The sequence below is a fragment of the Flavobacterium sp. C4GT6 genome (assembly GCF_036347315.1).
Taxonomy (GTDB): Bacteria; Bacteroidota; Bacteroidia; order Flavobacteriales; family Flavobacteriaceae; genus Flavobacterium.
On the sequence record NZ_JAZGZU010000010.1, the window covers coordinates 45,839 to 71,575 of the forward strand.

At 37.8% G+C, this 25,737-nt stretch carries 22 protein-coding genes; 14 read left to right on the forward strand and 8 right to left on the reverse strand.

Annotated elements, in window-relative coordinates:
- From V3Z67_RS12335 to V3Z67_RS12345, 3 genes are read right to left on the reverse strand one after another with little or no spacing between them, the layout of a single operon-like run.
- The gene (locus tag V3Z67_RS12335; protein WP_330443596.1) at positions 1 to 1,092 is read right to left on the reverse strand and encodes an AI-2E family transporter; all 1,092 of its coding nucleotides are present in this window, start codon (positions 1,090 to 1,092) and stop codon (positions 1 to 3) included.
- Between the two features lie 60 nt (positions 1,093 to 1,152).
- Entirely contained in the window at positions 1,153 to 1,662 is a 510-nt protein-coding gene (locus V3Z67_RS12340) for a TrmH family RNA methyltransferase (RefSeq protein ID WP_330443597.1), read from the reverse strand.
- On the reverse strand, positions 1,662 to 2,300 hold the full coding sequence (locus V3Z67_RS12345; protein ID WP_330443598.1) for a DUF4159 domain-containing protein: 639 nt from the start codon (positions 2,298 to 2,300) through the stop codon (positions 1,662 to 1,664). The genes V3Z67_RS12340 and V3Z67_RS12345 overlap by 1 nt, the downstream gene beginning before the upstream one ends.
- 246 nt (positions 2,301 to 2,546) lie before the next feature.
- Here V3Z67_RS12345 and V3Z67_RS12350 point away from each other — a divergent pair, with 246 nt between their 5' ends.
- The gene (locus V3Z67_RS12350; protein WP_330443599.1) at positions 2,547 to 3,152 is read left to right on the forward strand and encodes a hypothetical protein; all 606 of its coding nucleotides are present in this window, start codon (positions 2,547 to 2,549) and stop codon (positions 3,150 to 3,152) included.
- A gap of 5 nt (positions 3,153 to 3,157) precedes the next feature.
- Here the strand turns inward: V3Z67_RS12350 and V3Z67_RS12355 are convergent, their stop codons facing one another.
- The 3 genes from V3Z67_RS12355 to tsaD all read right to left on the reverse strand — a co-directional run bounded on the left by V3Z67_RS12355 (position 3,158) and on the right by tsaD (position 5,485).
- Entirely contained in the window at positions 3,158 to 3,514 is a 357-nt protein-coding gene (locus tag V3Z67_RS12355; protein WP_330443600.1) for a DUF2200 domain-containing protein, read from the reverse strand.
- Positions 3,515 to 3,753: 239 nt separating this feature from the next.
- Entirely contained in the window at positions 3,754 to 4,461 is a 708-nt protein-coding gene (locus tag V3Z67_RS12360; protein ID WP_330443601.1) for a 16S rRNA (uracil(1498)-N(3))-methyltransferase, read from the reverse strand.
- 1 nt (position 4,462) lies between these two features.
- Positions 4,463 to 5,485, reverse strand: a complete 1,023-nt coding sequence (tsaD, locus tag V3Z67_RS12365; RefSeq protein ID WP_035133636.1) for a tRNA (adenosine(37)-N6)-threonylcarbamoyltransferase complex transferase subunit TsaD — start codon at positions 5,483 to 5,485, stop codon at positions 4,463 to 4,465.
- A 180-nt stretch (positions 5,486 to 5,665) separates the two neighbouring features.
- On the opposite strand from tsaD, the gene V3Z67_RS12370 reads away from it, so the two are divergent.
- From V3Z67_RS12370 to V3Z67_RS12390, 5 genes are all read left to right on the forward strand, one after another.
- Positions 5,666 to 10,117, forward strand: coding sequence for a translocation/assembly module TamB domain-containing protein (locus V3Z67_RS12370; protein ID WP_330443602.1), 4,452 nt, complete (start codon positions 5,666 to 5,668; stop codon positions 10,115 to 10,117).
- Positions 10,118 to 10,316: 199 nt separating this feature from the next.
- Complete coding sequence (gene pfkA, locus V3Z67_RS12375; protein WP_330443603.1) at positions 10,317 to 11,303, forward strand: 6-phosphofructokinase; 987 nt, start codon at positions 10,317 to 10,319, stop codon at positions 11,301 to 11,303.
- 47 nt (positions 11,304 to 11,350) lie between these two features.
- A complete protein-coding gene (gap, locus tag V3Z67_RS12380; RefSeq protein ID WP_330443604.1) occupies positions 11,351 to 12,352 on the forward strand; it encodes a type I glyceraldehyde-3-phosphate dehydrogenase in 1,002 nt (333 codons plus the stop codon).
- A 147-nt stretch (positions 12,353 to 12,499) separates the two neighbouring features.
- Positions 12,500 to 13,348, forward strand: coding sequence for an N-acetylglucosamine kinase (locus tag V3Z67_RS12385; RefSeq protein WP_330443605.1), 849 nt, complete (start codon positions 12,500 to 12,502; stop codon positions 13,346 to 13,348).
- 18 nt (positions 13,349 to 13,366) lie between these two features.
- On the forward strand, positions 13,367 to 13,741 hold the full coding sequence (locus V3Z67_RS12390; RefSeq protein WP_330443606.1) for a methylglyoxal synthase: 375 nt from the start codon (positions 13,367 to 13,369) through the stop codon (positions 13,739 to 13,741).
- Here the strand turns inward: V3Z67_RS12390 and V3Z67_RS12395 are convergent.
- Together V3Z67_RS12395 and V3Z67_RS12400 are read right to left on the reverse strand one after the other, a co-directional pair.
- Positions 13,722 to 14,102 carry a RidA family protein gene (locus tag V3Z67_RS12395; RefSeq protein ID WP_330443607.1) on the reverse strand — a complete coding sequence of 127 codons (381 nt, stop codon included), beginning with the start codon at positions 14,100 to 14,102 and terminating at the stop codon, positions 13,722 to 13,724. The two genes, V3Z67_RS12390 and V3Z67_RS12395, sit on opposite strands and share 20 nt — an antisense overlap.
- An 81-nt stretch (positions 14,103 to 14,183) precedes the next feature.
- Positions 14,184 to 16,835 (reverse strand): putative LPS assembly protein LptD, encoded by a 2,652-nt coding sequence (locus V3Z67_RS12400; protein ID WP_330443608.1) that lies wholly within the window; start codon positions 16,833 to 16,835, stop codon positions 14,184 to 14,186.
- Between the two features lie 175 nt (positions 16,836 to 17,010).
- On the opposite strand from V3Z67_RS12400, the gene V3Z67_RS12405 reads away from it, so the two are divergent.
- The 8 genes from V3Z67_RS12405 to V3Z67_RS12440 all read left to right on the forward strand — a co-directional run bounded on the left by V3Z67_RS12405 (position 17,011) and on the right by V3Z67_RS12440 (position 25,684).
- Positions 17,011 to 18,111, forward strand: a complete 1,101-nt coding sequence (locus V3Z67_RS12405) for an N-acetylmuramoyl-L-alanine amidase family protein (protein WP_330443609.1) — start codon at positions 17,011 to 17,013, stop codon at positions 18,109 to 18,111.
- Between the two features lie 58 nt (positions 18,112 to 18,169).
- Entirely contained in the window at positions 18,170 to 19,111 is a 942-nt protein-coding gene (locus V3Z67_RS12410; protein ID WP_330443610.1) for an MlaD family protein, read from the forward strand.
- A gap of 40 nt (positions 19,112 to 19,151) precedes the next feature.
- Positions 19,152 to 20,480 carry a (Fe-S)-binding protein gene (locus V3Z67_RS12415; protein ID WP_330443611.1) on the forward strand — a complete coding sequence of 443 codons (1,329 nt, stop codon included), beginning with the start codon at positions 19,152 to 19,154 and terminating at the stop codon, positions 20,478 to 20,480.
- Entirely contained in the window at positions 20,480 to 20,926 is a 447-nt protein-coding gene (locus V3Z67_RS12420; protein WP_035133649.1) for an LNS2 domain-containing protein, read from the forward strand. The genes V3Z67_RS12415 and V3Z67_RS12420 overlap by 1 nt, the downstream gene beginning before the upstream one ends.
- A gap of 3 nt (positions 20,927 to 20,929) precedes the next feature.
- On the forward strand, positions 20,930 to 21,724 hold the full coding sequence (locus V3Z67_RS12425; RefSeq protein ID WP_330443612.1) for a (Fe-S)-binding protein: 795 nt from the start codon (positions 20,930 to 20,932) through the stop codon (positions 21,722 to 21,724).
- A 9-nt stretch (positions 21,725 to 21,733) separates the two neighbouring features.
- On the forward strand, positions 21,734 to 22,216 hold the full coding sequence (locus V3Z67_RS12430) for an ABC transporter ATPase (protein WP_157483139.1): 483 nt from the start codon (positions 21,734 to 21,736) through the stop codon (positions 22,214 to 22,216).
- An 81-nt stretch (positions 22,217 to 22,297) separates the two neighbouring features.
- Complete coding sequence (locus tag V3Z67_RS12435; RefSeq protein WP_330443613.1) at positions 22,298 to 25,201, forward strand: glycoside hydrolase family 3 N-terminal domain-containing protein; 2,904 nt, start codon at positions 22,298 to 22,300, stop codon at positions 25,199 to 25,201.
- A gap of 24 nt (positions 25,202 to 25,225) precedes the next feature.
- A complete protein-coding gene (locus V3Z67_RS12440; RefSeq protein WP_330443614.1) occupies positions 25,226 to 25,684 on the forward strand; it encodes a DUF1801 domain-containing protein in 459 nt (152 codons plus the stop codon).
- Positions 25,685 to 25,737 lie beyond the last annotated feature (53 nt).

Below are 25,737 nucleotides of genomic sequence, written 5' to 3' on the forward strand. Positions count from 1 at the left end.
CTATAAATCTTTCGTTAGTATTTTTACTATCGGGTTTTGTGGGAAAAACTCTTTTGCAACCACTTTAATGATGGTGTACATAGGTACGGCGATAATCATACCCAGTATCCCGAAAACAAAACCACTGCCCAAAATTACTATAAATATTTCCAATGGATGTGAGTTTACACTGTTAGAAAATATAATTGGCGTGCTTACATTGTTGTCTATTACCTGAGCAATGCTGTAACCAATAAGTACATAAATGGTTGTAGAGAGCATTTCGCCCTGAGCCTCTGGCCCTATGTGCCCCAGCATGGTAAGTACTATAACCAGTACGGTAGCGATTAACGGACCAATGTATGGTATAATATTTAGTAACGCAGTGATAAAGGCGATAATAAAGGCATTTTCAACACCAAAAATAAGCAGTACAATAAGGTACATTACAAACAATATACTCATTTGTAATATAAGCCCAATAAAATAACGGCTTAATAGATGATTTACCTTACCTATTGAATGTAATATTTTTTCTTCATGCTCGTCCGGAAGTATTTTCCTGAAGCTTTTGGTAAACAGCTCGGTATCCTTTAAAAAGAAAAATGTAATGAACAGTACCGATGCCAGCCCGACACCAAATCCGCTAAGTATACCTACCAGCGAGTTAATAAAGTCAGGTATAAATGTAAAGTTGATGCTCGAGGTGATATCGGCCTCTTTCATCAGTTTACTGGTGTCTATATTATAATCTGAAAAATAGCTTTTAACCTGCATTACAACACTGTTAAGATCCTGTTGCAACTGTGCTGTGTCAAGCAGCGAAAGGTTATGGCTCTGCGTAATGATAAGCGGAACAAAAAGCATTATAAAACCTATTAGCAACAGCAGGAAAAGAGCAAGGGTGGTTATCACGGCAATGGTGTGTTTAAACTTTAGCCTCCTTTCAAAAAAATGTATAACCGGCGATGCTATTAAGCTTACAATAAGGGCTATAAAAAGATAAACAAACAACAGTTTTATCTTGTATACAAACAGCAGGGCTAAAAAGATGACAGACAGTATAAGTACCGCCCTTACAATACCGTTAGCTATAGTTCTTGATGTGATCATTGTTTGATGATTGATTTGTTAGCGTGAATGTAAGAAAAAAAAGCCTAATGCCGATAGTCTTTAACCAATTTTTGAGGTTATGTCATACAGGGCTATGCCTACTGCCTGTACTACATTCATGCTGCTGTTGTCACCAAACATTTCTATATGTACCGCCTGATGTGCCACCTTTAAGAAGCTTTCACTAATACCCGATATTTCGCTTCCGGCAATAAGTACAATTGGTTTATCAGTGCTAAACTGTGCTTTGGTAAGTGGTATGCTTTTATCGGTAATTTCCAGTGCCACAATATGACTGTCGGTTTGGGTGATGAGGTTAATGGCATCTTCGGTCTTTTCAATAACCTGATGCTTTACCATATTATGCGTACTGCGGGAAGTACGGTTTATTTTGCGCGGAGTAAGAGCAATATCTTCACCTACAAAAATAATTTCGCTTACACCGAAAGCCTCTGCTATACGGAACAGCGAACCGATATTGGGCTGGAATACGATATTATCGCAAACCAGTGTTACGGGAAATATTTTTTTACTGAAAACAGATTCGTTGTGGGTAAGCTGCTGCGACATTAATTATTAAAAGCGTAGTTAACAATGTTTGCACCCATTTTAAGCGCCTTTTCCCTTACTTCCTTAGGGTCGTTGTGTACTTCGGGGTCTTCCCATCCGTCACCAAGGTCGGTTTCATGAGTATACAGCAATACCAGCCTGCCTTCTATAAAAACACCAAAGGCCTCTGGTTGCTTGTTGTCGTGTTCGTGTATTTTAGGCATTCCGTTAGGGAAGTTAAACGGACCTTTAAATATTTCGTGTGTTATGGGTACGGCAATGAGTTCCTTGTCGGGAAAAATACGTTTTATCTCGCGGCGTATGTACTGATCCATACCATAGTTGTCGTCAATGTGTAAAAAACCGCCCGAGGTGAGGTAATTGCGAAGGTTGGTAATATCGTTATCACTAAATACTACGTTACCGTGCCCCGTCATGTGTATAAATGGGTAGGAAAACAAATCAGGGCTTCCCGGTTCTACTGTTGCTATTTTGGTGTTTATTTTGGTATTGATGTTCTGGTTACAAAACTTGGCAAGGTTAGGAACCGATGTTGGGTTACCATACCAGTCGCCACCACCCGAATATTTTAATACCGCAATATCCTGCGCCAGTAACAGTGCAGGGGACAGCAATAGTAGTGTAAGGAGTTTTTTCATGATGTAAATATAAGGAAAGTTGGTTTAAGTGTTCTTTTGTCTTGACACAAAAGAAACAAAAAGTCAAGGCTATGAACTCCTTAGGCTAAAAATTATTTCATTCAGCTAAACCATCCGAACTCGCTGCGCTCAAACAATGGATGCTTATTAACGCTTCATTCATAATTTTCTATACACCACAGAGCCTAATGCCATAGCTTCTTATTAATGTTTATAGTATATTGCATACTGCAAAATGGTAAATAAATGAGTAATCTACATATAAATAATAATGATGAAATGCCTGACGCCGACAGGATTTCAAAAATATGGAAAACCATTCGTTTAGAGCCTTGTAACCAATGGAGTGAAGAAGCGAGGAAACTTGATGAAACCATAAGCTATACTCACTGTAATGGGGGAGTACAGATGCACAAGTATAAAGTAATAGGTAATGATGATTTTAAATGGTTTGTGCAAAATAACAAGTTGCATCAAATTAAATTTTTGAAGAATGTTATCAAGCATCCTGATTTGAAAAATTACAGGGAAGATTTAGAGATAACCGAAGATAAACCAAGAATAAGTTGTTATAATAGTTGGGGTGATATTTATGATTTACCGGGAATGCTTTCCAGAATTATGGGGCAGGGAGGAGCATATAACAATATTGACCAACACACCGCCTGGCAAACTACACTAAACTTTATTGAGGGTGAGTTTCAAAACAGGTTTCAGGATGTAACGCTTGATACTATAAACGTAATCCCGAGGGCTGAGTGGTTCTATAATATTATATGGGATTACTCAATGGTATTGTTTGACAGAATAAACTGTGAATTACTGTTTATTGATATAACAGATACTGATTAGATAGTTTACTCCCTCAGAATCTTCTCCATGGCTTTACCTTTTGCCAGTTCGTCTATCAGTTTGTCCAGATAGCGTATTTGTTGCATTAGGGGTACTTCAATATCCTCAACGCGGTAACCGCAAATTACACCTGTAATTTTTGATGTATTTGCGTTAATGGTTGCCTGCGTGAAAAAATCTTCAAAATTGGTTTTATTGTCAAGGTGCTGTTGCAGTGTTTTTTCATCGTAACCTGTTAGCCAATGTATAATCTGGTTAACCTCTTGCGTAGTACGTCCTTTTTTCTCGGCTTTGGTTATATAGTGAGGGTACACACTGGCAAACGACATTTTAAGTATCTTTTGGTAATTCTTATCATTCATTTGGAAGGTGTTTTCTTGTTTAAGCTAAGGTACATATATTTTTATAGTTCTTTTGTCTTGACACAAAAGAACCAAAAAGTCAAGGCTGGAACTCTTTAGGCTACAAATTACTTTATAAAGCTAAACCATCCGAACTCGCTATGCTCAAACAGCGGATGCTTATTAACGCTTTATTCTCTAATTTGTTTACGCCACAGAGTTTAATGCCAAGCACCTCACCTGCTGATGTATATGTTTATTTATTCGTTTGTAAATGCTACACTGTGTGCGGCTACTACAGCAGCAGTTTCGGTACGCAGGCGGGTATTACCCAGTGATACGGGTACAAAACCACGGCTTAAGGCAAGCTGAATTTCTTTTGGGGAGAAATCGCCTTCGGGGCCTATAAGTATGGTAATCTTTTCCTTTGGGTTAAGTTCGCTCTTAAGGAGTTTCTTTTCGGTTTCCTCACAGTGTGCTATGTATAGTTTACAGTCTTTTTCGGTAGCTTCTACAAAATCGTTAAACGATATGGGTTCGTTTAGTTTCGGCATATAAAACTGCACCGACTGTTTCATGGCACTGTGCAGTATTTTTTCAAACCTGTCGGTTTTTACATTGGTACGCTCACTATGTTCACAAATAATAGGAGTAATTTCGTTGATACCAATTTCGGTAGCCTTTTCCAAAAACCACTCATAGCGGTCGTTCATCTTGGTAGGGGCTACGGCAAGATGCAGGTAGTAAGGTATAGGTTCAAAAAATTCCCTTTTGGTTATTTTAACCTCACATTTCTTCTCGTTGGCAAAAGCAACTTCGGCAATAAATAAAATACCTTCTCCATTAGTAATATTAATGGTATCACCTTCTTTTTTGCGTAATACTTTAACAATATGACGGCTTTCGTCCTTATCAAAAGAGAAAGAAGTATCTTCTGCTGTAAGCTGTGGGGTATAAAATAACTGCATATTAAAGTTCTATCCTTGCTTTAGATACCACAGTGGCATCGTTAAACTGGTTTTTAAGATATTTATGGTAACCTACAATGCCTATCATGGCAGCATTATCGGTAGTATATTCAAATTTAGGAATAAAGGTTTTCCATCCGTATTTCTTTTCGGCATCTTTTAGTGTTTTTCGTATACCACTGTTTGCAGAAACTCCTCCGCCAATAGCAACACTTTTAATTCCGGTTTCCTTAACGGCAAGTTTTATCTTATCCATCAGGATATTAATAATGGTGTACTGTATGGATGCGCAAATATCCTGTAGGTTTTCCTCAATAAAGTTGGGATTTTCCGCAGTTTGTTTCTGTACAAAATACAGGATTTGGGTTTTTAGTCCGCTAAAACTGAAATTAAGTCCCGGTACTTTCGGTTTGGTAAACTGAAACGCTTTTGGATTACCTTCTTGCGCATACTTGTCAATCAACGGTCCGCCCGGATAAGGAAGTCCTAATATTTTGGCACTTTTATCAAAAGCCTCGCCCACAGCATCATCGGTAGTTTCACCAATTACTTCCATGGTGAAATAATCGGTTACCTTAACGATTTGCGTATGCCCTCCGCTAATGGTCATAGCCAGAAAAGGAAACTCAGGCTTATCGAAACCTTCTTCGGTAATAAAATGGGCTAATATATGTGCCTGCATGTGGTTTACCGCTATAAGAGGCACGTTTAACGCCATAGCCATCGACTTGGCAAAGGAACTACCTACAAGCAGTGATCCCATTAACCCGGGACCCTGAGTGAAAGCCACAGCACATAGCTCTTCGCGCTTAACTCCGGCTTTTTTTAGGGCTACATCTATAACGGGTACAATATTTTGCTGGTGTGCCCTAGAGGCCAGTTCGGGTACTACACCACCATATTCTTCGTGTACGGCCTGTCTGGCCACAACATTAGAGAGTACTTTGTCGTTTTTTAATATAGCGGCAGCCGTATCGTCGCACGAACTTTCTATGGCTAATATATATGTGGGTTTTTCCTGCATAATTTAGGCACGGATTTTGAATTACAAAATTGGGTTAAAGCGATTTAAACAAAGGTTAAAAATTCCTACTTTTGCAGTAAATTGCACAAATCCCTTTTCAGACGCAAAATTAAAACAAATAGCAGTATCAAAAAATTTAAAAAAATACTTATTCGCACCATAATAGGAATAATCCTGTTTTTGTTACTGCTCGCTATTGCGTTATCGCTTCCTTTTGTACAAACACAAATAGGGCGTATAGCTACTAACAGCCTTAACAAACAGTTTGGTACACATATCACTGTAGATAAAGTTGCTATTACCATTTTTGGTAGTGTTAAGCTTAAAGGCGTACTTATTATGGACCACCATAATGATACGCTTATATCGGCCAACAGATTACAAACAAACCTGCTTAGCTTTAAAAATGTAGCAAACAGCAGGCTGGAATTTGGAGAGATAAAAGCCGATGCCCTTAATGTACACATGAAAACCTACAAAGGGGAAGACAGCTCAAGCCTTGATATTTTTGTAAAATCGTTTGATAACGGAAAACCGGGTTCGGGTAAATTCAGGCTTAAATCAGGTAAGGTATATGTGGAGAATGGGAGATTCCGTCTTACCAACGAAAATACCAATACTCCAAAAGCACTCGATTTTCAAAAACTTAGCGGAGAATTAAAAGACTTTTATATTAAGGGTAGTGATATATCTGCCGACATTCAAAAGCTATCGCTACTGGATCATAGGGGACTTTTTGTAAAGAACCTAAAGGCACAGTTTTCATACACCTTAACCAATATAAAATTAAAAGAACTGGAGCTTGTAACGGCAGAGTCGGCCTTAAAAGGTGATGTGACCCTGACCTACACCCGCGAGAAAATGCGCGACTTCCTTAATCAGGTAGAGTTTGACTTTAAGGTAGACAGGGCTAATGTATCATCTAACGAGCTTAATTATTTTTATGATGAGTTTGGGGATAACCAAAAGTTCTATCTGTCAACCACATTAAAAGGTCCGCTTAATAACTTTATACTATATAACCTAAAACTGCTTGATGCACAGCAGTCGGAAATTATAGGTACGGTAAACTTCAGGAACCTGTTTGATAAAACGGGACCGGGCTTTTACATGAATGGTGATTTTGACCGAATCACATCAAACTATCTGCACCTTAGGGACATAATGCCAAGAATACTGGGTAAGAGTTTGCCTCCGGTACTGGAGAACTTAGGTATAGTAAACCTAACAGGTAATGTAGTACTTACTAAAACCGACCTAACTACAAACCTATATATGGGTAGTGAGCTGGGGGAGGCTACCACAAACCTTTCTATCAAGGATTTTAATAAGCCCGATATTGCTACTTATACCGGTACTATTGATACTGACAGACTGGATTTAGGAAAACTATTTGACCAAAAAGGATTAAAAAGTACTACTGCTCATTTAGAAGTAGAGGGTAGAGGTTTTAACAAGCAATCGCTTAATACCATTGTTAAGGGAGATATTAAGCAAATGGTGTTTAACGGCTATAACTACAAAAAAATAGATATAGACGGACGTATGAAATGGCCGTACTTTAAAGGGATAGTAAACAGTAATGATGAAAACTTACGCATGTCGTTTAACGGACTTGTAGACATGAGTAAAAAGAGAAAGGAATATGATTTTCACGCTGCTGTTGATTATGCTGATTTAGCCTTGCTTAAACTGATAAAAAATGATACTATTTCCATATTTAAAGGGGACTTTAATTTTAAGGCAAAGGGTAATAACCTGGATGATCTTGCCGGTAAGCTCGAAGTTACCCAGCTTTCTTACCAAAACAGCTATGGAAACTACTTTTTTGAAGACTTTGAGGTTGAGTCGGTTTTTGATAAGGATGCTATAAGAACTATTACCATAAATTCACCCGATATTATAGAAGGTAGAATAAGAGGTAAGTTTTATACAAACGAAATTACTGATTTGGTAGAAAATGCACTGGGTAGCCTTTATGCTAACTATTCGCCAAATAAAATTAAACCCGGTCAGTTTTTAAATTTCCACTTTAATATTTACGATAAGATTGTAGGTATACTGTTGCCTGGGGTTTCTATTAGTAAGAATACGCATTTAAAGGGGAGGATAAATGGAGATGAAGGGATATTTAAGCTTGATTTTGATTCGCCTAATATCGAGGCATTTAAAAACGTATTTTATAATATAAACCTAGATGTAGATAACAGGAATCCGCTTTACAATGCTTATGTAAACGTGGATAGCATGAGAGTGAAGAGATATAAAATTTCTGATTTTGAACTTATTAATATTACTCAAAACGATACGCTACAGGTAAGAACCGAATTTAAAGGCGGTAATAAAAATCAGGATTTCTTTAACCTTAACCTTTATCACACTATTGATGAGGAAAACAAATCAGTTGTAGGTTTAAAAAAATCAGAGGTTAATTTTAAGGAATACATGTGGTATCTTAATGAGGATGATACCCGAGATAACAAACTTGTATTTAATAAAAAGCTGACTGATTTTACAATTGATAAAATTGCGTTATCACACAAAAACCAAAAAGTAGAGCTTGCAGGGGTATTAAAGGATTCTACTTACAAGGATTTGAGGTTAAGTTTTAAGGATGTAGACCTGCATAAGGTAACACCAAGTATTGATAGCCTTGATTTTGGGGGTAAACTTAATGGTCAGGTAAGCTTTAAGCAGAATAAAAAGATATATGAGCCATCGGCAAAAATAAATATAGATACACTGTCTTTAAATAAACATAAGTTGGGAGACCTTAGTCTTGATGTTGTAGGTAACGAATCGTTAAGGCAGTTTAAGGTTAATACCTCTATAGTTAAAGATTACAAGGAAACTTTCTTTACGGTAGGTACGCTGGATGTTGTTGAAGGGCAAACACAAATGGATCTTGATGCCACGTTTAGTGATTTTGATTTAGAGCCGCTGGAGATATTCCTTAAATCTATATTCCCTGATATTAGAGGGCAGGCATCGGGTAGGGCTACCATTGCAGGTCCGGCTAAAGAACCGAAGATAGACGGTAGGCTATACATAAAAAACGGTGGGCTTAAAGTTGGTTATCTAAATACCGATTATAATTTTGAACAGAATGCCGTTGTAGATGTTACCGAACACACCCTGTACTTTAGGGATATGGAGCTAACAGATACCAAGTTCAATACTAAAGCAATACTTAGGGGACATATAAATCATACTTATTTTAAAGACTGGAAACTGGCTCTTGATTTACAGGCACCAGATAATGTATTGGTACTTGATACCGAAGACAGTGAAGGAACGCTGTTTTACGGACGTGCATTTATTAGTGGTAAGGCAAGTATTAGCGGGCCTACAGGGGCGCTGGTAATTAAGGCAAATGCAAAATCGGAAAAAGGTACAAATATCAAGATACCTATCACTAATGCAACCGAATCGTCTGACGGGGATGTTGCTTACATACATTACTATAGTCCGGAAGAGAAAAACAATCTTAACAACGGTACCTATGTAAAGACTAAAACCTTTAATGGTATTGAGATGGACTTTGACTTTGATGTTACGCCCGATGCTACTATTGATATTATTATTGATAAAGATAGCGGACATAGCCTTTCGGCACAGGGATATGGTACATTACTGCTTAAAATTAATACGCTTGGTAAGTTTGATATGAACGGAGATTTCTCGGTAACTAAAGGTAAATATTTCTTTAAGTACGGAGGGATATTTGATAAAACCTTTACCGCAAGGCCGGGAGGTACAATTGTTTGGGATGGCGACCCTACCAGAGCACGTATTAATATAGAGGCAGTTTATACCACATGGGCAAATCCATCGGTACTATTAGAGAATCCGGCATATAACCGTAAAATACAAATTAATGTAGTTACCCTGCTTACGGGTAATATAATGAATTTTGATCCTGAGTTTAATATAGAATTCCCTAATGTAAACTCTGTAATGAAAGCCGATCTTGATTACAGGTTGAGTGATCCTAATAACAGGAAAACTCAGGCACTGGGATTATTAACCACAGGAAGCTTTATTAGCCCTAGTAGTGTAAATGCTTATGGAGCATTGACCGAAACAGCCAGTGGTATGTTTAGTAACCTGTTTAAGGAAGATGACAGTAAGATTAATGTAGACTTTAGGTATAATGGTGCCGAACGTAATCCGTATGCCGATACGTATTCTACATTGGGATTAACTCTTAACAGTCAGATTAATGACAGGATTACCATTAACGGGCAGCTGGGTGTACCGGTAGGAGGGGTAAACGAATCGGTAATTGCAGGTAACGTTGAGGTGCAGTTACGCCTTAATGATGACGGTAGCCTTAAAGCCCGTGTGTTTAACAGGGAAAACGATATTAATTTCCTTGGAGAAGGTATAGGTTATACCCAAGGGGTAGGTATAAGTTATTCGGTAGGATTCAATACGTTTAGTGAATTATGGAAAAAGATATTTAGTCCTGAGGTAAAAAAATCGGGCGATGATAACAATTCTAACGACATACCTGACTCAGAAATGAGCCCTGAATATATTCAGTTCATTAACGACAGGGATAAGAATAAGAAAAAAACTAATGTAGAAGAAAAAGAGCCGGAAAGGGTTCCTGATCCTTATGGTATGTAATTTTTGTTCGATAAAATTTTATATTTCGTAAAAAGCGGATGATTTTTCAGAATTATCCGCTTTTTTCATTTTCGTAATGTTGAAATCTAAAAAAACTTATTAACGAAAACGATTGAAATCTTGCATATTTAATAATATAATATATATTATAGTGAAATAATGGTATAAAATTGTTAGTTTTACAATTAAATACTAAAAAATGTCTACTAATATTAAAAAAATAGGTGTGCTTACATCGGGTGGTGATTCACCGGGAATGAATGCCGCCATCAGAGCCGTTGTTAGGGCGTGCGCATATCATAATATAGAATGTACAGGTATTTACCGAGGTTACCAGGGAATGATTGAAGGAGATTTTAAGGAAATGGGTGCCCGTAGTGTAAATAACATTATTAATAAAGGAGGAACTATACTTAAATCAGCAAGATCTAAAGAGTTTATGACTCCTGAAGGTCGTAAAAAAGCACATGAAAATCTTGTAAGTAATAATATAGATGCTCTTGTAGTTATAGGTGGTAACGGTAGTTTTACCGGAGGACTTATTTTTAACGAAGAGTATAACTTCCCTGTAATAGGTATACCGGGTACCATTGATAACGATATTTATGGTACAAGCCACACTCTTGGTTATGATACCGCACTAAACACCGTTGTAGAAGCGATTGATAAAATCAGGGATACAGCGAGTTCTCATAACAGGCTTTTCTTTGTTGAGGTTATGGGGCGTGATGCAGGTCACATTGCCCTTAATGCAGGTATTGGTGCAGGTGCCGAGGAAATACTTATTCCGGAAGAAGATATGGGTCTTGACAGGCTATTGGATTCTTTAAGGAAAAGTAAGGCATCGGGCAAATCTTCAAGCCTTGTAATAGTGGCAGAAGGAGACAAGATTGGTAAAAACGTATTTGAACTTAAAGATTACGTTGAGGAAAACATGCCGGAGTATGATGTTCGTGTATCTATACTGGGGCACATGCAGCGCGGTGGTTCGCCATCATGCTTTGACAGGGTACTGGCCAGCAGGCTGGGTGTAAAAGCTGTAGAAACGCTGCTTGAAGGCAAATCAAATTTCATGGTAGGTCTTATTAAAGATGAGGTTGAACTTACACCGCTGGATATGGCTGTTAAAGGTAAATCTCATATTGATAAAGAATTAATTAAAGTATCGGATATTGTTTCGATATAATTAATAATAAGTGTATCTATAAACAACAAAAAACAATTTAATTAAAAATGGCAACAGTAAAATTAGGAATTAATGGTTTCGGAAGGATCGGTCGCATCGTCTTTCGTGAAACTATTAACCGCGATAATGTTGAAGTAGTAGCTATAAACGATCTTCTTGATGTTGATCACTTAGCATATCTTTTAAAATATGATTCAGTTCACGGTAACTTTAAAGGAACAGTTGAAGTAAAAGACGGTAGCCTTTATGTGAACGGAAAACACATACGTGTAACTGCAGAGAAAGATCCTGCTACCCTTAAATGGGATGAGGTAGGTGTTGATGTAGTTGCAGAATGTACTGGTATATTTACCACTTTAGAGAAAGCTCAGGCTCACCTTGACGGTGGTGCTAAAAAGGTAGTTATCTCAGCTCCATCTGCAGATGCTCCTATGTTTGTAATGGGTGTTAACCACGATAAAGTAACAGCTAACGATAAGATTGTTTCAAATGCATCTTGTACTACTAACTGTTTAGCTCCTCTTGCTAAAGTAATCAACGATAACTTTGGTATCGATGAAGGTTTAATGACAACTATCCACGCTACTACAGCTACTCAGCTTACTGTAGATGGTCCTTCAAGAAAAGACTTCCGTGGTGGTAGAGCTGCTTTACTTAATATTATCCCTGCAAGTACAGGTGCTGCTAAGGCAGTAGGTAAAGTAATACCGGAACTTAACGGAAAACTTACAGGTATGTCTATGCGTGTTCCTACTGCAGACGTATCGGTAGTTGACCTTACAGTTAAACTTAAAAAAGAAACTACTTACGAAGAAATTATGAGCGTACTTAAAAACGCTTCTGAAACTGACCTTAAAGGTATTTTAGGTTTCACAGAAGACGATGTAGTATCTCAGGATTTCATTGGTGATTCAAGAACAAGTATTGTAGATGCTAAAGCTGGTATTGGTCTTAACTCTACTTTCTTTAAACTTGTATCATGGTATGATAACGAATATGGTTACTCAAGCAAGCTTATAGATCTTTCTGTACACGTTGCTTCGTTGTAATAAATTTTATATTATCCCGTCTTTTTAAGATAAAGACGGGATTTTTTTATTTTTACAGACTCAAACTTAACGCTATTTTAATATAAGGTAGGTGAGTACATAATAACAAAACTCAAACTTAACTCAAAACACACTTAATTTTTAAAGATGAAATTACTAGTAGACAGCGGTGCTACAAAAGCCGACTGGATTGCTCTTGATGATAATGGCAATCGGCTTTTTACAACGCAAACTTTAGGACTGAGTCCTGAGGTTATTGGTAAGGAAGAAGCCATACAAAGGCTTGAGGCCCGCTTTGATATTTCTAACAACCGTAAAGATGTAACTCATTTATATTTTTATGGTGCCGGTTGTGGTACAGACAGGATGAAAAAATTTATGACAGATATTTTTGTTGAATTTTTTCCAAATGCCGAAGTGTCTGTCCAGGAAGATACTTATGCTGCTGCCTATGCAACAAATCCTTCAAAAGAAAAATCTATTGTTTGTATATTAGGTACAGGCTCAAACTGTAGTTACTTTGATGGTGAAGTACTTCATCAAAAAGTACAGTCTTTAGGTTATATCGCTATGGACGACTGTAGTGGTAACCGTTTTGGTAGGGATCTTATCCGTGCTTATTACTTTAACAAAATGCCGGAAAACCTTGCGAAACTATTTGCAGCAGAATATAATCTTGACCCTGATGTAATTAAGCATAACCTGTACAAGGAGCCAAACCCAAATGCTTACCTTGCTACTTTTGCTAAGTTTTTAATTCAACATAAAGATGATAGTTTCATAAAAGGAATTATTTTTGAAGCAATGCAAACTTTTGTAGATTGCTATATCACTCAATATGACAATGCAAATGAGGTGCCTGTACACTTTGTTGGTTCGATTGCATTTTACCTGAAAACCGAATTGGAAGAGGTATTATCTAAAAACGGACTTAAACTTGGTAATGTATTGAGAAGACCTATTGACGGTCTTATTGAATTCCACAAGTTAAACTAACAATATATACTCTATACTATGGAAATTGCTATTATTGCTCATGACGGTATGAAAGCCGAAATGGTACAGTTTTTAAACAAGAATAAACCTCTTTTGGATAAAGAGCATATACAACTTGTTTCAACAGGTACAACGGGCAGTAAGGCAGAAAAAGCCGGGTTTAAAGTAAATAAGATGCTTTCGGGACCACTGGGCGGTGACGCTCAAATTGCCGCCAGGGTAGCCGAAGGGAAAACACAAATGGTTTTCTTTTTTAAAGATCCGCTTGCGAGTCATGCTCACGAAGCGGATATTAATATGCTTATACGTGTATGTGATGTGCACAATGTGCCGCTTGCTACAAACTCTGCCACGGCAGAGTTGCTTTTACAGGCTATTTCACAGCAACCATAGAAATTTCTACATTAACATTTTTTGGTAGGCATGCTACCTGAACGGTTTCTCTTGCAGGTGCAGTTTTTTCGTCAAAATAAGCGCTGTATACACCGTTTATTTTCCCGAAGTTATTCATATCACTAATAAAGATAGTTGATTTAACCACGTCGCTAAAAGTCATGTCAGCCGCTTCAAGCACCGCTTTCATGTTCTCCATTACCTGTTTTGTTTCGGTTTCAATATCATCAAGTACCAGTTCTCCGTTTGCAGGGTTAATAGCAATTTGTCCTGATGTATAAAGTGTATCGCCGCTAAGTACAGCCTGATTGTAAGGTCCTATAGGAGCGGGAGCCTTTTCTGTAAAAATTATTTTTTTCATACTATATGATAATGCTAAATCTGCTTTTGAGATAATATCAGATTTAAGGTTTTAACAGTAAAAATTTATATAAAGATTATATTAGTTACCTACGGTTCTGTCTGGAACCTGGCGTTTATCCCACTTAATGTCGCTAAGTACTGATGACTTAATACCGATAAAGAAGCTCCAGTATTTATTATATCCGTTAGGAACCCAGTTAAAGTCCATACGCCAGCTGGAAAGATCGCGTTCAAAACGAAGCTGGGTAAATGTTATACCATTATTTACAAAGTCGTAACCGGTAGAAAAGCCCATTTTCCATTTAGGTGTAATATCTATATTACCCGATACCATTAGGGAGTTACCCGTAATTTCCTTTTGTCTTCTGGCGTTATTGTAATTAAGTGAGTAGGCAAGCCTTAAATCAAAAGGGATAACGGCATTAAAAAATGTCCCTCCAGCTTTATCCGGTTTATCTTCATCATCTTCACTAAACATACTTTGTCTCTGGTCGCCCATATCGGTACCTGTACCAAAAAGGTCATCCTCACGACCACCATTACGTGCTGTTTGGTTATCAGAGTTCTTTTTAGAGCCTGAATCACCACGGCTTGTAAATGAATATCCTAATGTAAGGTTAGCGTTTGTTAGCCTGAAAAGACTTCCGCCATTGTTAATGTTGTAGGTATCTATTCTGGTTCCGCTGTTGTCTAGAGCATAAGGGTCAAGAGAGGCACCAAAGTTTACGTTAAGCTTTTGGTTAAACAATGCTGTACCACCTGTTATCCTTAAAGGTGACCATGCAAGCGAATCGGCAGCAATATTATAGTTTGTTGTGAAATTAAGGTTGTTAAGTAGCATTACTTTTTTTGGCTCATCTGATGATTCATCATCATTTCGCATTTTGGCTTCAAAGGTGTTGTTAAGACCAAGCCCTATACTGTTTGATATATTTCTTCCGGGAGCACCAAAAAGACCACCTTCAAATCGGGTATAGTATTTTTCATAATTTTCATTTTGTGTTGCATCAGTATAGTAAACATCATAGTACTGATCGAAAGAAGGGGTATAGCTATAAGATACCGATGGTCTCATAACGTGACGTATTGCCTGTATTTTACCATCGGGATTAAAGTTAAACGTACCGTAAATAGTAGTACCTATACTTGAAGTAAAGTTATAAGTTCTGTATGCATCAAAACCTTTAAGGTCTGTAGTTTCTACTTTACCACTTGTTGGGTTGTATTGCCTGTTAATAGTGTTTAGCACCCATGTTTCCTGAAAGTTTGTACCAGTAGAAACACTAAAATATTTAAATATCTTAAAGTTGGTGCTTATAGGTATGCTGTGTTGTAAACCTGTTCTCATGTCTTTAAACATTTGGGGTTTAAAGAAAAGGGAGTCGGTAGTATTTACACTGTTTTCACCTCTAAGGTTGTACTGAAGGTTTATGTTTTTGATAAAACCTTTTTTAGGCTCATCTGCAGATGCAAAAGGGAATATCCTGTCTACACTGGCTTGTAGTGTAGGTAGGCTCATGGTAATGGTTTCGGTATTGGTATTTTGCGAATGTCTTGCTGTTAACGACAGGTTTACCTGGGGTACAGTTTGGAACGTTTTGGAATAACTAACAGATGAGCTTAAGGTATTATTAAGACTCGAACCCACATTTACTGTGTTTAACGACTGCCTGAAGTACTGGCTACTACCTAAGTTAACACTGGCAGAAAACCTTGAGTTTGGATTTGCTTTAGAGTCCTGACTGTGTGACCATTGTATATTGTATTGCCTTCCACGAGTATAATCGGGGAAACCGCGCTCACTTTGTACAATATTTTCAAAACGTACATTTACATTACCTCTATACTTATATCGTTTTGCGTAGTTTGACTGGCCTCTTAAACCATAACTTCCGTTTGTATAATAGTCGCCTGTAACGGCTAAGTCCATATAATCACTTATAGCAAAATAGTAACCACCGTTTTGTAAAAAGTATCCCTGATTGTTATTATCTCCAAAAGTTGGGACTATGAAACCCGATGCGGCTTCTTTTGTCATAGGGAAATAACCAAAAGGGAGTACAATTGGTGTGGGTACATCCTGAATCCACATTACAGTTGTACCAACGACAACCTTTTTGTTAGGTACAAGCTTAATTTTATCAGTTCTAAATTCATAATCCGGATTCTCTATGTCTTTAGAAGTAGTGAAATGAGCACTTTTTATATAGTAAGTGGAGTCGTTTTCTTTTTTTGTAATTTCTCCCTTAACCCTAAATTCACCCTGGTCTGTTCGGGTATTCCAAACACGTGCTTTTTTAGAAATAGTGTTAAAGTGTATAGAGTCGGCTTCAATAACCTGGCTTCCCTGTTTGAAATAAGGGTACTGTGAGTAGGCTCCTGTGGAGTCTTTCATTCTTCCGGCAAAAACCTCATTGGTAACCTTATTGTATTTAATAACACCGGCTTTAAGCTGCATGTCCTGATACTCAATTTCAGCATTATCATATAAAGTACCTATGTTGGTACGCATATCGTACCCTTCATATTTAGAAGCTTTACGTTTAATTATATCATTAATACCGCCATTTTTCTTATTAGTATCGTTTTCAACAGCTTTAACGGGTTCCTGTAACGATACTTTAAGGGTGTCATCAGGTTTAGGTTCGGCTATTTCGGTAGTTTCCTTATTCTCAGCAGGTATCTCTTTTCCTTCAGTGCGAATTTCCTGTGCATGGGAATTCCAACTCATAATTGTTAGGAAAATTGCTGATAAAACGATATGAAATAAGTTTGTGCGCAACGGTTTTAATGCTATTTTTGTAAAAATATGGCTTACTTTTTGAAGTGTCAAACATACAATAATTTTGCCAAAAAAAATTGCTAAATCTGATTATAAACCTAAGCTGAACAATAACAAGAAGATAATGAAAGGGAACATAAAAAAAATGCTTGGGCTATTTCTGTTTGTAATGGTGTTTACAACCGGTTACGGACAGGGGAGCCAAAAATTTAAAGTTGTACTTGATGCAGGTCACGGCGGTAAAGACTATGGTGCCAGCTATGGGAGCTATGTAGAAAAAAACATTGTACTTGATGTTGTTTTGAAAGTAGGGAAAATACTGGAAAAAGAAAGTGATATAGAAGTGATATATACCCGTAAAACTGATGTGTTTATAGAGCTTATAGACAGGCCTAAAATCGCAAATAAGGCAGATGCAAACCTTTTTGTTTCTATACACTGTAACGCAGAGTCCAAAAGAACAGCACACGGAGCAGAGACCTTTATTATGGGTTTAACCAAAAATGCTTCTAACCTTGAGGTAGCAAAAAAGGAGAATGCCGTGGTAGATATGGAGGATAATAAGGAGGTGTATAAAAACTTTGATCCTAATAATCCCGAAACCCTTCTTGCAATAAAACTGATGCAGGAAGCATACAGGCAGGGAAGTTTTGAAGCTGCCGTTGCAGTACAACAGGGATTTACCGGCGATTTAAAACGTAACGACAGGGGAGTGAAAGACGCTCCGTTTTGGGTACTTCACGGTATAGCTATGCCGGGTATATTAATTGAAATGGGTTTTATCTCTTATAAGTCAGAAGGAGCTTACCTAAACTCTGATAAAGGGAAAAAAGACATGTCAGAATCTATTGCTAAGAGTATAATTAAATATAAAAAAGAACATTTTTCATCAGGAAGTGTTTCAACTGTAAAAGCTACTCCTAAAAGTAATGATAAAGATGATGTGAAACCTGCTGTACAGCCTGCTAAAAACGGAGCCGTATTTAAGGTTCAGATTTCTGCAAGTACTACAGATCTTGCTACTACACCATCTAACTTTAAGGGGCTTAACAATATCAGTAAACTTAAGGACGGGAAAATGGTACGCTATTATTATGGAGAGGTGTCTGACTATAATGAAGCTAAAAACCTATTGAGTGAAGCTAAAGATAAAGGATATAAAGATGCGTTTTTAGTAGCCTTTAAAGATGGAAAAAAGATATCTGTTAGCGAAGCTTTAAAATAAAATTAGCATTAAAATTATTTATTTACCCTACATTTGTTTTTTATTAAAATAATCAATTTTGAAAGTAACGAGAGAAGTTAAAACGGCAATATTAGTTATAGGTGCTGTTTTATTATTTATTTGGGGCTTTAGCTTCTTAAACGGTAAGGATTTATTTAATTCTTATAAAACATATTATGTTGTATATGATAACGTGGAAGATTTATCTCCTTCTGCACAGGTAACTATAAACGGCCTTGCCATAGGTAAGGTTCATGGTATAACTATAGATGAAGAAACCGGTAAACTTAAGGTAGAAATGCAGGTAGATACTGATTTTCCTATTTCTAAAACCAGCCGTGCTGTGTTATATTCACCAGGATTAATAGCGGGTAGAAAAATTGCTATTGCTCCGGATATGAACAATCCCGTAGCTGCAGAAAACGGAGATTTTCTTGTAGCAGGGGTAGAGCCGGGTACTATTGATATGGTAACCGAAAAACTTGGTCCGCTTCAAAGCAAGGTAGAGGCTACTGTAGTGAGTGCTGATAGCCTTTTGACAAGCATAAATCAGGTAATGGACCTGAAAACCCAACAAAACCTTAGGGTAGCCATTGCAGAGATGAGACAAACTATGGAACAGTTTAATCAGGCTTCACATTCTCTTAATGGTATGCTGTCTGATAACAAGTCTAAAATTAACGGTACACTTACTAATATGGAAACAGCTTCAGCTAACTTTGCTAAGATTAGTGATACTATTAATAATGCAAACATAGGTGAGGCAGTAAGAAAACTGGAAAACTCACTTGATAATGTAGATAAAATGCTTGCCGATGTACAGGCAGGTAAAGGTACATTAGGTAAACTAATGAAAGATGAGGCCATGTATAATAACCTTACAGATGCTTCAAATGAACTTAAAGAACTGCTTGCCGACTTTAAAAACAACCCGAAACGCTATGTGCATTTTTCAGTTTTCGGAAGGAAAGCAGCACCTTATAACGAGACAAAAGAATAAAGGAAACGAGGTATATATAACATAATCACCCTACAATAACATGAGCTATATAGACAATATACTTTTTGTACTTATACTTGCCGCAGGCTTTGGTTATTTTGCGCGTAATATAAAAAAACTAATCAGGAACATTAAGCTGGGCAGGGATATAGATCGTACCGATAACCCTAAAGAGCGCTGGGCTAACATGACAAGAATAGCCCTTGGGCAGTCTAAAATGGTTAGAAGACCGGTTGCCGGTATACTGCACATTATTGTTTATGTGGGGTTTGTTGTTATAAATATTGAACTTTTAGAAATTATTATAGACGGTATTTTTGGTACCCACAGGCTGTTCTCATTTATGGGAGGCTTTTACAATGTACTTATAGGCTTTTTTGAAATACTTGCACTGGGTGTTATCGTTTCTGTTGTGATATTCTATATCAGGAGAAATATAATTAAACTGTGGCGTTTTGCTCATGGTGATCTTAAAGGCTGGCCAAAAAGCGACGGTAACATTATTCTTTACTTTGAAACAGTACTAATGTTATTGTTCCTTACCATGAATGCTGCCGATTTTCATTTACAAATGGCAGGAGCTGAGCATTATATAGCTGCCGGTTCGTTTCCTATATCTCAGTTTATAGAGCCTGTATTTAGCGGAATGAGTGAAGGTACTGTAATCATTATAGAGCGTGCCGCATGGTGGATGCACATTATAGGTATTCTTATCTTTATGAACTACCTGTATTTCTCTAAACATTTACACATACTATTAGCTTTCCCTAATACGTTTTATGCTAACCTTAAGCCTAAAGGTCAGTTTGATAATCTGGAATCGGTTACAAATGAGGTTAAGCTGATGATGGACCCTAACGCCGATCCGTTTGCAGCTCCGGCTGGTGATACTGCCGAGGCTCCGGCTAAGTTTGGTGCCAGTGATGTGCAGGATTTAAATTGGGTTCAGTTAATGAATGCCTATACCTGTACTGAGTGTGGTAGATGTACATCTTCGTGTCCTGCAAACCTTACAGGCAAAAAGCTTTCGCCAAGAAAGATCATGATGGATACCAGAGACAGGGTAGAAGAAGTAGGTAAAAATATCGATGCTAATAACGGTACGTTTATAGATGATGGTAAATCACTACTTAACGATTATATTACTCAGGAAGAGCTTTGGGCATGTACAAGCTGTAACGGCTGTGTAGAGGCTTGCCCTGTAAACATTGACCCTCTTTCTATTATCATGGATATGAGAAGGTATCTTGTAATGGAACAAAGCGCTGCCCCAACAGAGCTTAACAATATGATGACAAATGTGGAGAACAACGGTGCTCCATGGCAATACAGCCAGATGGATAGGTTAAACTGGAAAGACGAAGCATAATGAAAAAAGAAGAAATAGATAAAAATTTACTTCCGTTAACTATTAACGGTGAGCATTTGAGTCCGGTCCTTCCTCCGGGGATAAAAAATTATCTTATCGATATAGACGGTACTATTTGTGATGATATCCCTAATGAAGAGCCGGAAAGAATGGCAACTGCCGAGGTGTATCCTGATGCTTTAGTTACGCTTAATAAATGGTATGATGAAGGACACGTAATTTTCTTTTTCACATCACGTACCGAAGAGCATAGAGGTGTAACCGAAGAGTGGTTAAAAAAACACGGCTTTAAATACCACGGTATGCTTATGGGCAAACCAAGGGGAGGTAACTATCACTGGATAGACAACCACCTTGTTAAGGCTACACGTTACAGAGGAAAATTTACAGATTTAGTAGAAAAAGAAGTGACCATCCAGGTTTTTGACGATGGCAAACACGAATAAGATATGAGTCAGGAAAATTTAACAGTGCCAACAATGGCCGAAATGATGGCCCAGGGTAAACAACCCGAAGTTTTATTTTGGGTAGGTTGTTCAGGAAGTTTTGACGACAGAGCAAAAAAAATAACAAAAGCATTTGTTAAGATACTTAATCAGGCTAATGTTTCGTTTGCAGTATTAGGTACAGAAGAGAGTTGTACCGGAGATCCTGCAAAGAGAGCTGGTAACGAGTTTCTTTTCCAAATGCAGGCCATGATGAATATTGAGGTACTAAATGGTTATGAGGTTAAGAAAATTGTAACTGCTTGTCCGCACTGTTTTAATACGATTAAAAATGAATATCCCGGTTTAGGGGGCAAATATGAAGTTGTTCACCACACTGAGTTTTTAAAGTCGCTTTTAGATGATGGCAGACTTACAATTGAGGGTGGCCAGTTTAAGGGTAAGAAAATTACTTTTCACGACCCGTGCTACCTGGGCAGGGCAAACAATGTATATGAAGCTCCACGCGACCTTATAGAAAAGCTGGATGCCGAACTGGTTGAAATGAAACGTTCCCGTCGTAACGGGCTTTGCTGTGGTGCCGGAGGCGCGCAGATGTTTAAAGAGCCTGAAAAAGGGGATAAGGATGTGAATGTGGAAAGGACAGAAGATGCCCTTGAAACCAATCCGGAGATTATTGCAGCGGGTTGTCCGTTTTGTAATACTATGTTAACCGATGGTGTTAAAGCTAAGAACAGGGAAGCTAATGTTCAAGTAATGGATGTGGCAGAACTAATTGCCAACGCGAAGGATTTATAAAAAATAATTATGTACGTTCCCTTTGATACACTACCTGAGGAATCCAGAGTTTGGATTTATCAGTCAAACAGGAAATTCTCTGACGAAGAGATTTCAGAAATAGATGAGGCATTAAAAGTCTTTATAGGCAACTGGGCTGCACACGGTTCGGGCCTTGAGGCTTCTTATCAAATAAAATATAACAGGTTTATTATTCTTGCTGTTAACCAGGATAGCCAGGCAGCAACAGGCTGCTCTATAGATGCATCAGTGCATTTTATACAGGAACTTGAAAAGAAGTATGATGTAGACCTGCTGGATAAAATGAATGTGACCTTTAAGCAGGGAGAGCACATTGCTCACAAACCGCTTATTGAGTTCAGGAAAATGGCAAAAGCCAAGTCGGTTTCCGCTAATACCATCGTTTTTAATAATCTTGTGAATACTGTAGGAGAATGGCAGGATTATTGGGAGGTACCTGCAGGAGAGAGCTGGCACAGTCGTTTCTTTTAAAAAGGACTGTAATTAGTATGTAAATCATCATTCTACGCCAGTATAGTGATGATTTTGTTATTTTTAAAAAGCAGATATTTAATGAGGTTTTACACGATACTTTTTCTTCTTACTATAAAAGCTGCCTTTGCGCAGTACAATCCCGACTTTACCGATTATAAAACGGAAGCCGAACGAAAATGGGCTGATAGTGTTTATAATTCGATGAGTTTTGAAGAGAGGGTAGGACAACTGTTTATGGTTGCTGCATATTCTAATAAGGATGCAGCTCATGAGCAGGAAGTGGAAAAACTTGTTAAGGATTATAAGGTAGGCGGACTGATATTTTTTCAGGGCGGTCCTGTTAGGCAGGCAAAGCTTACCAACCGCTATCAGGCAGCAGCAAAAACACCTCTTTTTATAGGTATAGACGGCGAGTGGGGATTAAGTATGAGGCTTGATTCTACCTACCGTTATCCGTGGAATATGACTCTTGGAGCCGTTCAGGATATGCGCCTTATAGAAAAAATGGGTGAGCAAATGGGGATGCAGTCCCACAGAATGGGAATCCATTTCAATTTTGCTCCGGTATTAGATATCAACGTAAATCCTGAAAACCCTATTATTGGTAACCGTTCTTTTGGAGAAGATAAAGAGAATGTAACCGAAAGGGCTCTTGCCCTTATGAAAGGTCTGCAAAGTCAGGGTGTATATGCAACGGGGAAACACTTCCCTGGGCATGGTGATACAGCTTCTGATTCGCACTATTCATTACCATACTTACCATTTACCGAAGAACGTTTAAGAAACTTAGAGTTTTATCCGTATAAAAAACTGTTTAAGGAAGGATTAGCCAGTATAATGGTAGCACACCTTAACGTGCCTAGCATTGAAGCTACCGAGAATTACCCTACATCGTTATCATACAATGTGATTACCAATATCGTGAAAAACGAAATGGGTTATGACGGACTTATTTTTACCGATGCCCTTAATATGAAAGGCGCCAGTAATTATATGCAGCCGGGAGAGATAGATCTTGAGGCTTTTTTAGCCGGTAACGATGTATTGCTGTTTGCCGAGAACGTACCACTTGCTATAGATAAGTTTAAGGAAGCCTACGCTAACCGTGTACTTAGCGAGCAAAGACTGGCTTATTCGGTTAAAAAGATATTGGCTTATAAATACAGGGCCGGGCTTAATAAATATGAGCCTATAGAGATGAAACATCTTTATTCAGATCTTAACGATTATGTTTACGACGATTTAAATTATCAGTTATACGAAAATGCGGTAACAGTATTTAAAAACGATGATAATATATTGCCTGTTCGCAGTCTTGTTAACGAAAAAATTGCCTATATAAAAATGGGTGATGCTGATAATGATGACTTTATAGAAAAGCTTCAGGCGTATGCCGATATTACTATTCTTGAAGAGGAATCATTACCGCTTTATAAGCAAAAACTAAAAGATGTTACCAAAGTAATTATTGGTTTCCATAAGGCAGATGGTGCATGGAAAAACCATAATTTCAAACAGGAAGAATTAAACTGGATTCAGGCAATAGCTAAAGAAAAACCGGTTATACTTGCTGCTTTTGTGAAGCCTTATGCATTGATGCAAATTAAGGACTTCAGTAATATAAAAAGTGTAGTACTGGCTTATCAAAATAATACTATTGCCGAAACTGTAGCTACCGAGGTTATTTTTGGAGCTGTAGGTGCTAAAGGGAAACTACCTGTTTCTATAAACAGTATGTATAAGGTTAATACGGGTATTGATACCCAAACTGTAAACAGGCTGGGCTTCACCACTCCGGGGAATGCCGGTATGGATGCAGCAAAGCTAACACAAATTGACCTTATTGCTCAAAAGGCGATTGATGGTAATATGACACCGGGATTGCAGGTGCTTGTTGCCCGTAACGGAAAAGTGGTATATCAAAAATCATATGGTTATCATACTTATGATAAGGATACTAAGGTGAGTAACGCCGATACGTATGATGTGGCTTCGCTTACCAAAATACTATCTACATTACCACATGTAATGCAGTTATATGATAAGGGTAAAATAAAAATGGATGCTAAACTGGGGGACATGCTTGCCGAGTTTAAAAATTCTGATAAAAAGGATATTATATTAAAAGACATGCTACTGCACCAGGCACGTTTACAGCCCTGGATGCCTTTTTATGTAGCAACGCTTGACAGTACAAATCATCCGTCACAAAAATATTACAGAGATACTTATTCGGAAGAATTCCCAAATCAGGTGGCAGAGATGCTTTATCTTAGAAAAGATTACCCTGACACTATTGTTCAGCGTATAGCCGATAGTAAACTGCTTGCAGAAAAGAAATACCGCTATAGTGATTTTACCTTCATTCTGCTTAAAACATACCTTGAAAGGCTTAACAAAAAAAGTCTTGCAGTGTTAAGTGATGAGGCTTTTTATAAACCACTGGGGGCAGCACATACTACTTATAACCCGTTACGTAAATGGGATATGAGTTTAATTCCGCCAACTGAGGTTGATAATTACTTCCGTTACCAAACCATACAGGGTTATGTACACGATATGGGTGCAGCTATGGAAGACGGTGTAGGCGGACATGCCGGACTGTTTTCTAACAGCCTTGACGTTGCCAAGATTATGCAGATGTATCTTAACGGAGGAGAGTATGGCGGACACCGTTTCTTTTCTCAGGAAACTTTTGATATCTTCAATACCTGCTATGGTTGTGAGGAAGGCAATAGGAGAGGACTTGGCTTGGATAAACCTCAAATTGAGAATCCGGGGCCTACGTGCGACTGTGTTTCAAAATCGAGTTTTGGTCATACAGGCTTTACCGGAACTATGGCATGGGCCGATCCTGTAAATGGTGTAGTATATGTTTTCCTGTCTAACAGAACGTATCCTGAAGCAAAAGAAAACAAACTTTCTAAAGAAAATATAAGGGAAGATATTCAAAAGATAATACAGGACGCCGTTATCAAATAGTCATAAACGATAAAACCAAAGGATATGCAGTATAAAGCCGACAGTGTTGAAGAGTACCTAAACGCCATCCCCGAAGAGAGAAGGGATATAATGGAGAAACTTCGTGAAACTATTGTAAGCAATTTGCCAAAGGGTTTTCAGGAAGGTATTTCGTATGGTATGATAGGGTGGGTAGTACCTCATTCTGCTTATGCACCGGGGTATCATTGTGATCCTAAGCTGCCGTTGCCTTTTATGAGTATTGCTTCCCAAAAAAACTTTGTGGCTTTATACCACATGGGGGTATATGCTGATAAGGAACTTTATGACTGGTTTGTGGCCGAATATCCAAAACATGTTAAAACCAAACTTGATATGGGGAAAAGTTGCATACGCTTCAAAAAGCCCGAAAACATTCCGTTTGAACTTATAGGTGAGTTGGTTTCTAAAATGACACCACAACAGTGGATTGATTTGTATGAAGCCAATTTAAAATCAAAATAATTTTTATTAGGGTATTTATTACGTTAATTTCTGAATAAAGACGGTTCCGACCG

What these genes read in the sequence shown, in the direction of transcription:
- V3Z67_RS12355 (WP_330443600.1), bottom strand. Translation starts at nt 3,514, where the DNA reads ATGAATGATAAGAATTACCAAAAGATACTTAAAATGTCGTTTGCCAGT.
- V3Z67_RS12405 (WP_330443609.1), top strand. Translation starts at nt 17,011, where the DNA reads ATGAAAGGGAACATAAAAAAAATGCTTGGGCTATTTCTGTTTGTAATG.
- tsaD (WP_035133636.1), bottom strand. Translation starts at nt 5,485, where the DNA reads ATGCAGGAAAAACCCACATATATATTAGCCATAGAAAGTTCGTGCGAC.
- V3Z67_RS12420 (WP_035133649.1), top strand. Translation starts at nt 20,480, where the DNA reads ATGAAAAAAGAAGAAATAGATAAAAATTTACTTCCGTTAACTATTAAC.
- V3Z67_RS12395 (WP_330443607.1), bottom strand. Translation starts at nt 14,102, where the DNA reads ATGAAAAAAATAATTTTTACAGAAAAGGCTCCCGCTCCTATAGGACCT.
- V3Z67_RS12425 (WP_330443612.1), top strand. Translation starts at nt 20,930, where the DNA reads ATGAGTCAGGAAAATTTAACAGTGCCAACAATGGCCGAAATGATGGCC.
- V3Z67_RS12415 (WP_330443611.1), top strand. Translation starts at nt 19,152, where the DNA reads ATGAGCTATATAGACAATATACTTTTTGTACTTATACTTGCCGCAGGC.
- gap (WP_330443604.1), top strand. Translation starts at nt 11,351, where the DNA reads ATGGCAACAGTAAAATTAGGAATTAATGGTTTCGGAAGGATCGGTCGC.
- V3Z67_RS12440 (WP_330443614.1), top strand. Translation starts at nt 25,226, where the DNA reads ATGCAGTATAAAGCCGACAGTGTTGAAGAGTACCTAAACGCCATCCCC.
- V3Z67_RS12350 (WP_330443599.1), top strand. Translation starts at nt 2,547, where the DNA reads ATGAGTAATCTACATATAAATAATAATGATGAAATGCCTGACGCCGAC.
- V3Z67_RS12430 (WP_157483139.1), top strand. Translation starts at nt 21,734, where the DNA reads ATGTACGTTCCCTTTGATACACTACCTGAGGAATCCAGAGTTTGGATT.
- V3Z67_RS12435 (WP_330443613.1), top strand. Translation starts at nt 22,298, where the DNA reads ATGAGGTTTTACACGATACTTTTTCTTCTTACTATAAAAGCTGCCTTT.
- V3Z67_RS12360 (WP_330443601.1), bottom strand. Translation starts at nt 4,461, where the DNA reads ATGCAGTTATTTTATACCCCACAGCTTACAGCAGAAGATACTTCTTTC.
- V3Z67_RS12340 (WP_330443597.1), bottom strand. Translation starts at nt 1,662, where the DNA reads ATGTCGCAGCAGCTTACCCACAACGAATCTGTTTTCAGTAAAAAAATA.
- V3Z67_RS12345 (WP_330443598.1), bottom strand. Translation starts at nt 2,300, where the DNA reads ATGAAAAAACTCCTTACACTACTATTGCTGTCCCCTGCACTGTTACTG.
- pfkA (WP_330443603.1), top strand. Translation starts at nt 10,317, where the DNA reads ATGTCTACTAATATTAAAAAAATAGGTGTGCTTACATCGGGTGGTGAT.
- V3Z67_RS12400 (WP_330443608.1), bottom strand. Translation starts at nt 16,835, where the DNA reads ATGAGTTGGAATTCCCATGCACAGGAAATTCGCACTGAAGGAAAAGAG.
- V3Z67_RS12335 (WP_330443596.1), bottom strand. Translation starts at nt 1,092, where the DNA reads ATGATCACATCAAGAACTATAGCTAACGGTATTGTAAGGGCGGTACTT.
- V3Z67_RS12385 (WP_330443605.1), top strand. Translation starts at nt 12,500, where the DNA reads ATGAAATTACTAGTAGACAGCGGTGCTACAAAAGCCGACTGGATTGCT.
- V3Z67_RS12390 (WP_330443606.1), top strand. Translation starts at nt 13,367, where the DNA reads ATGGAAATTGCTATTATTGCTCATGACGGTATGAAAGCCGAAATGGTA.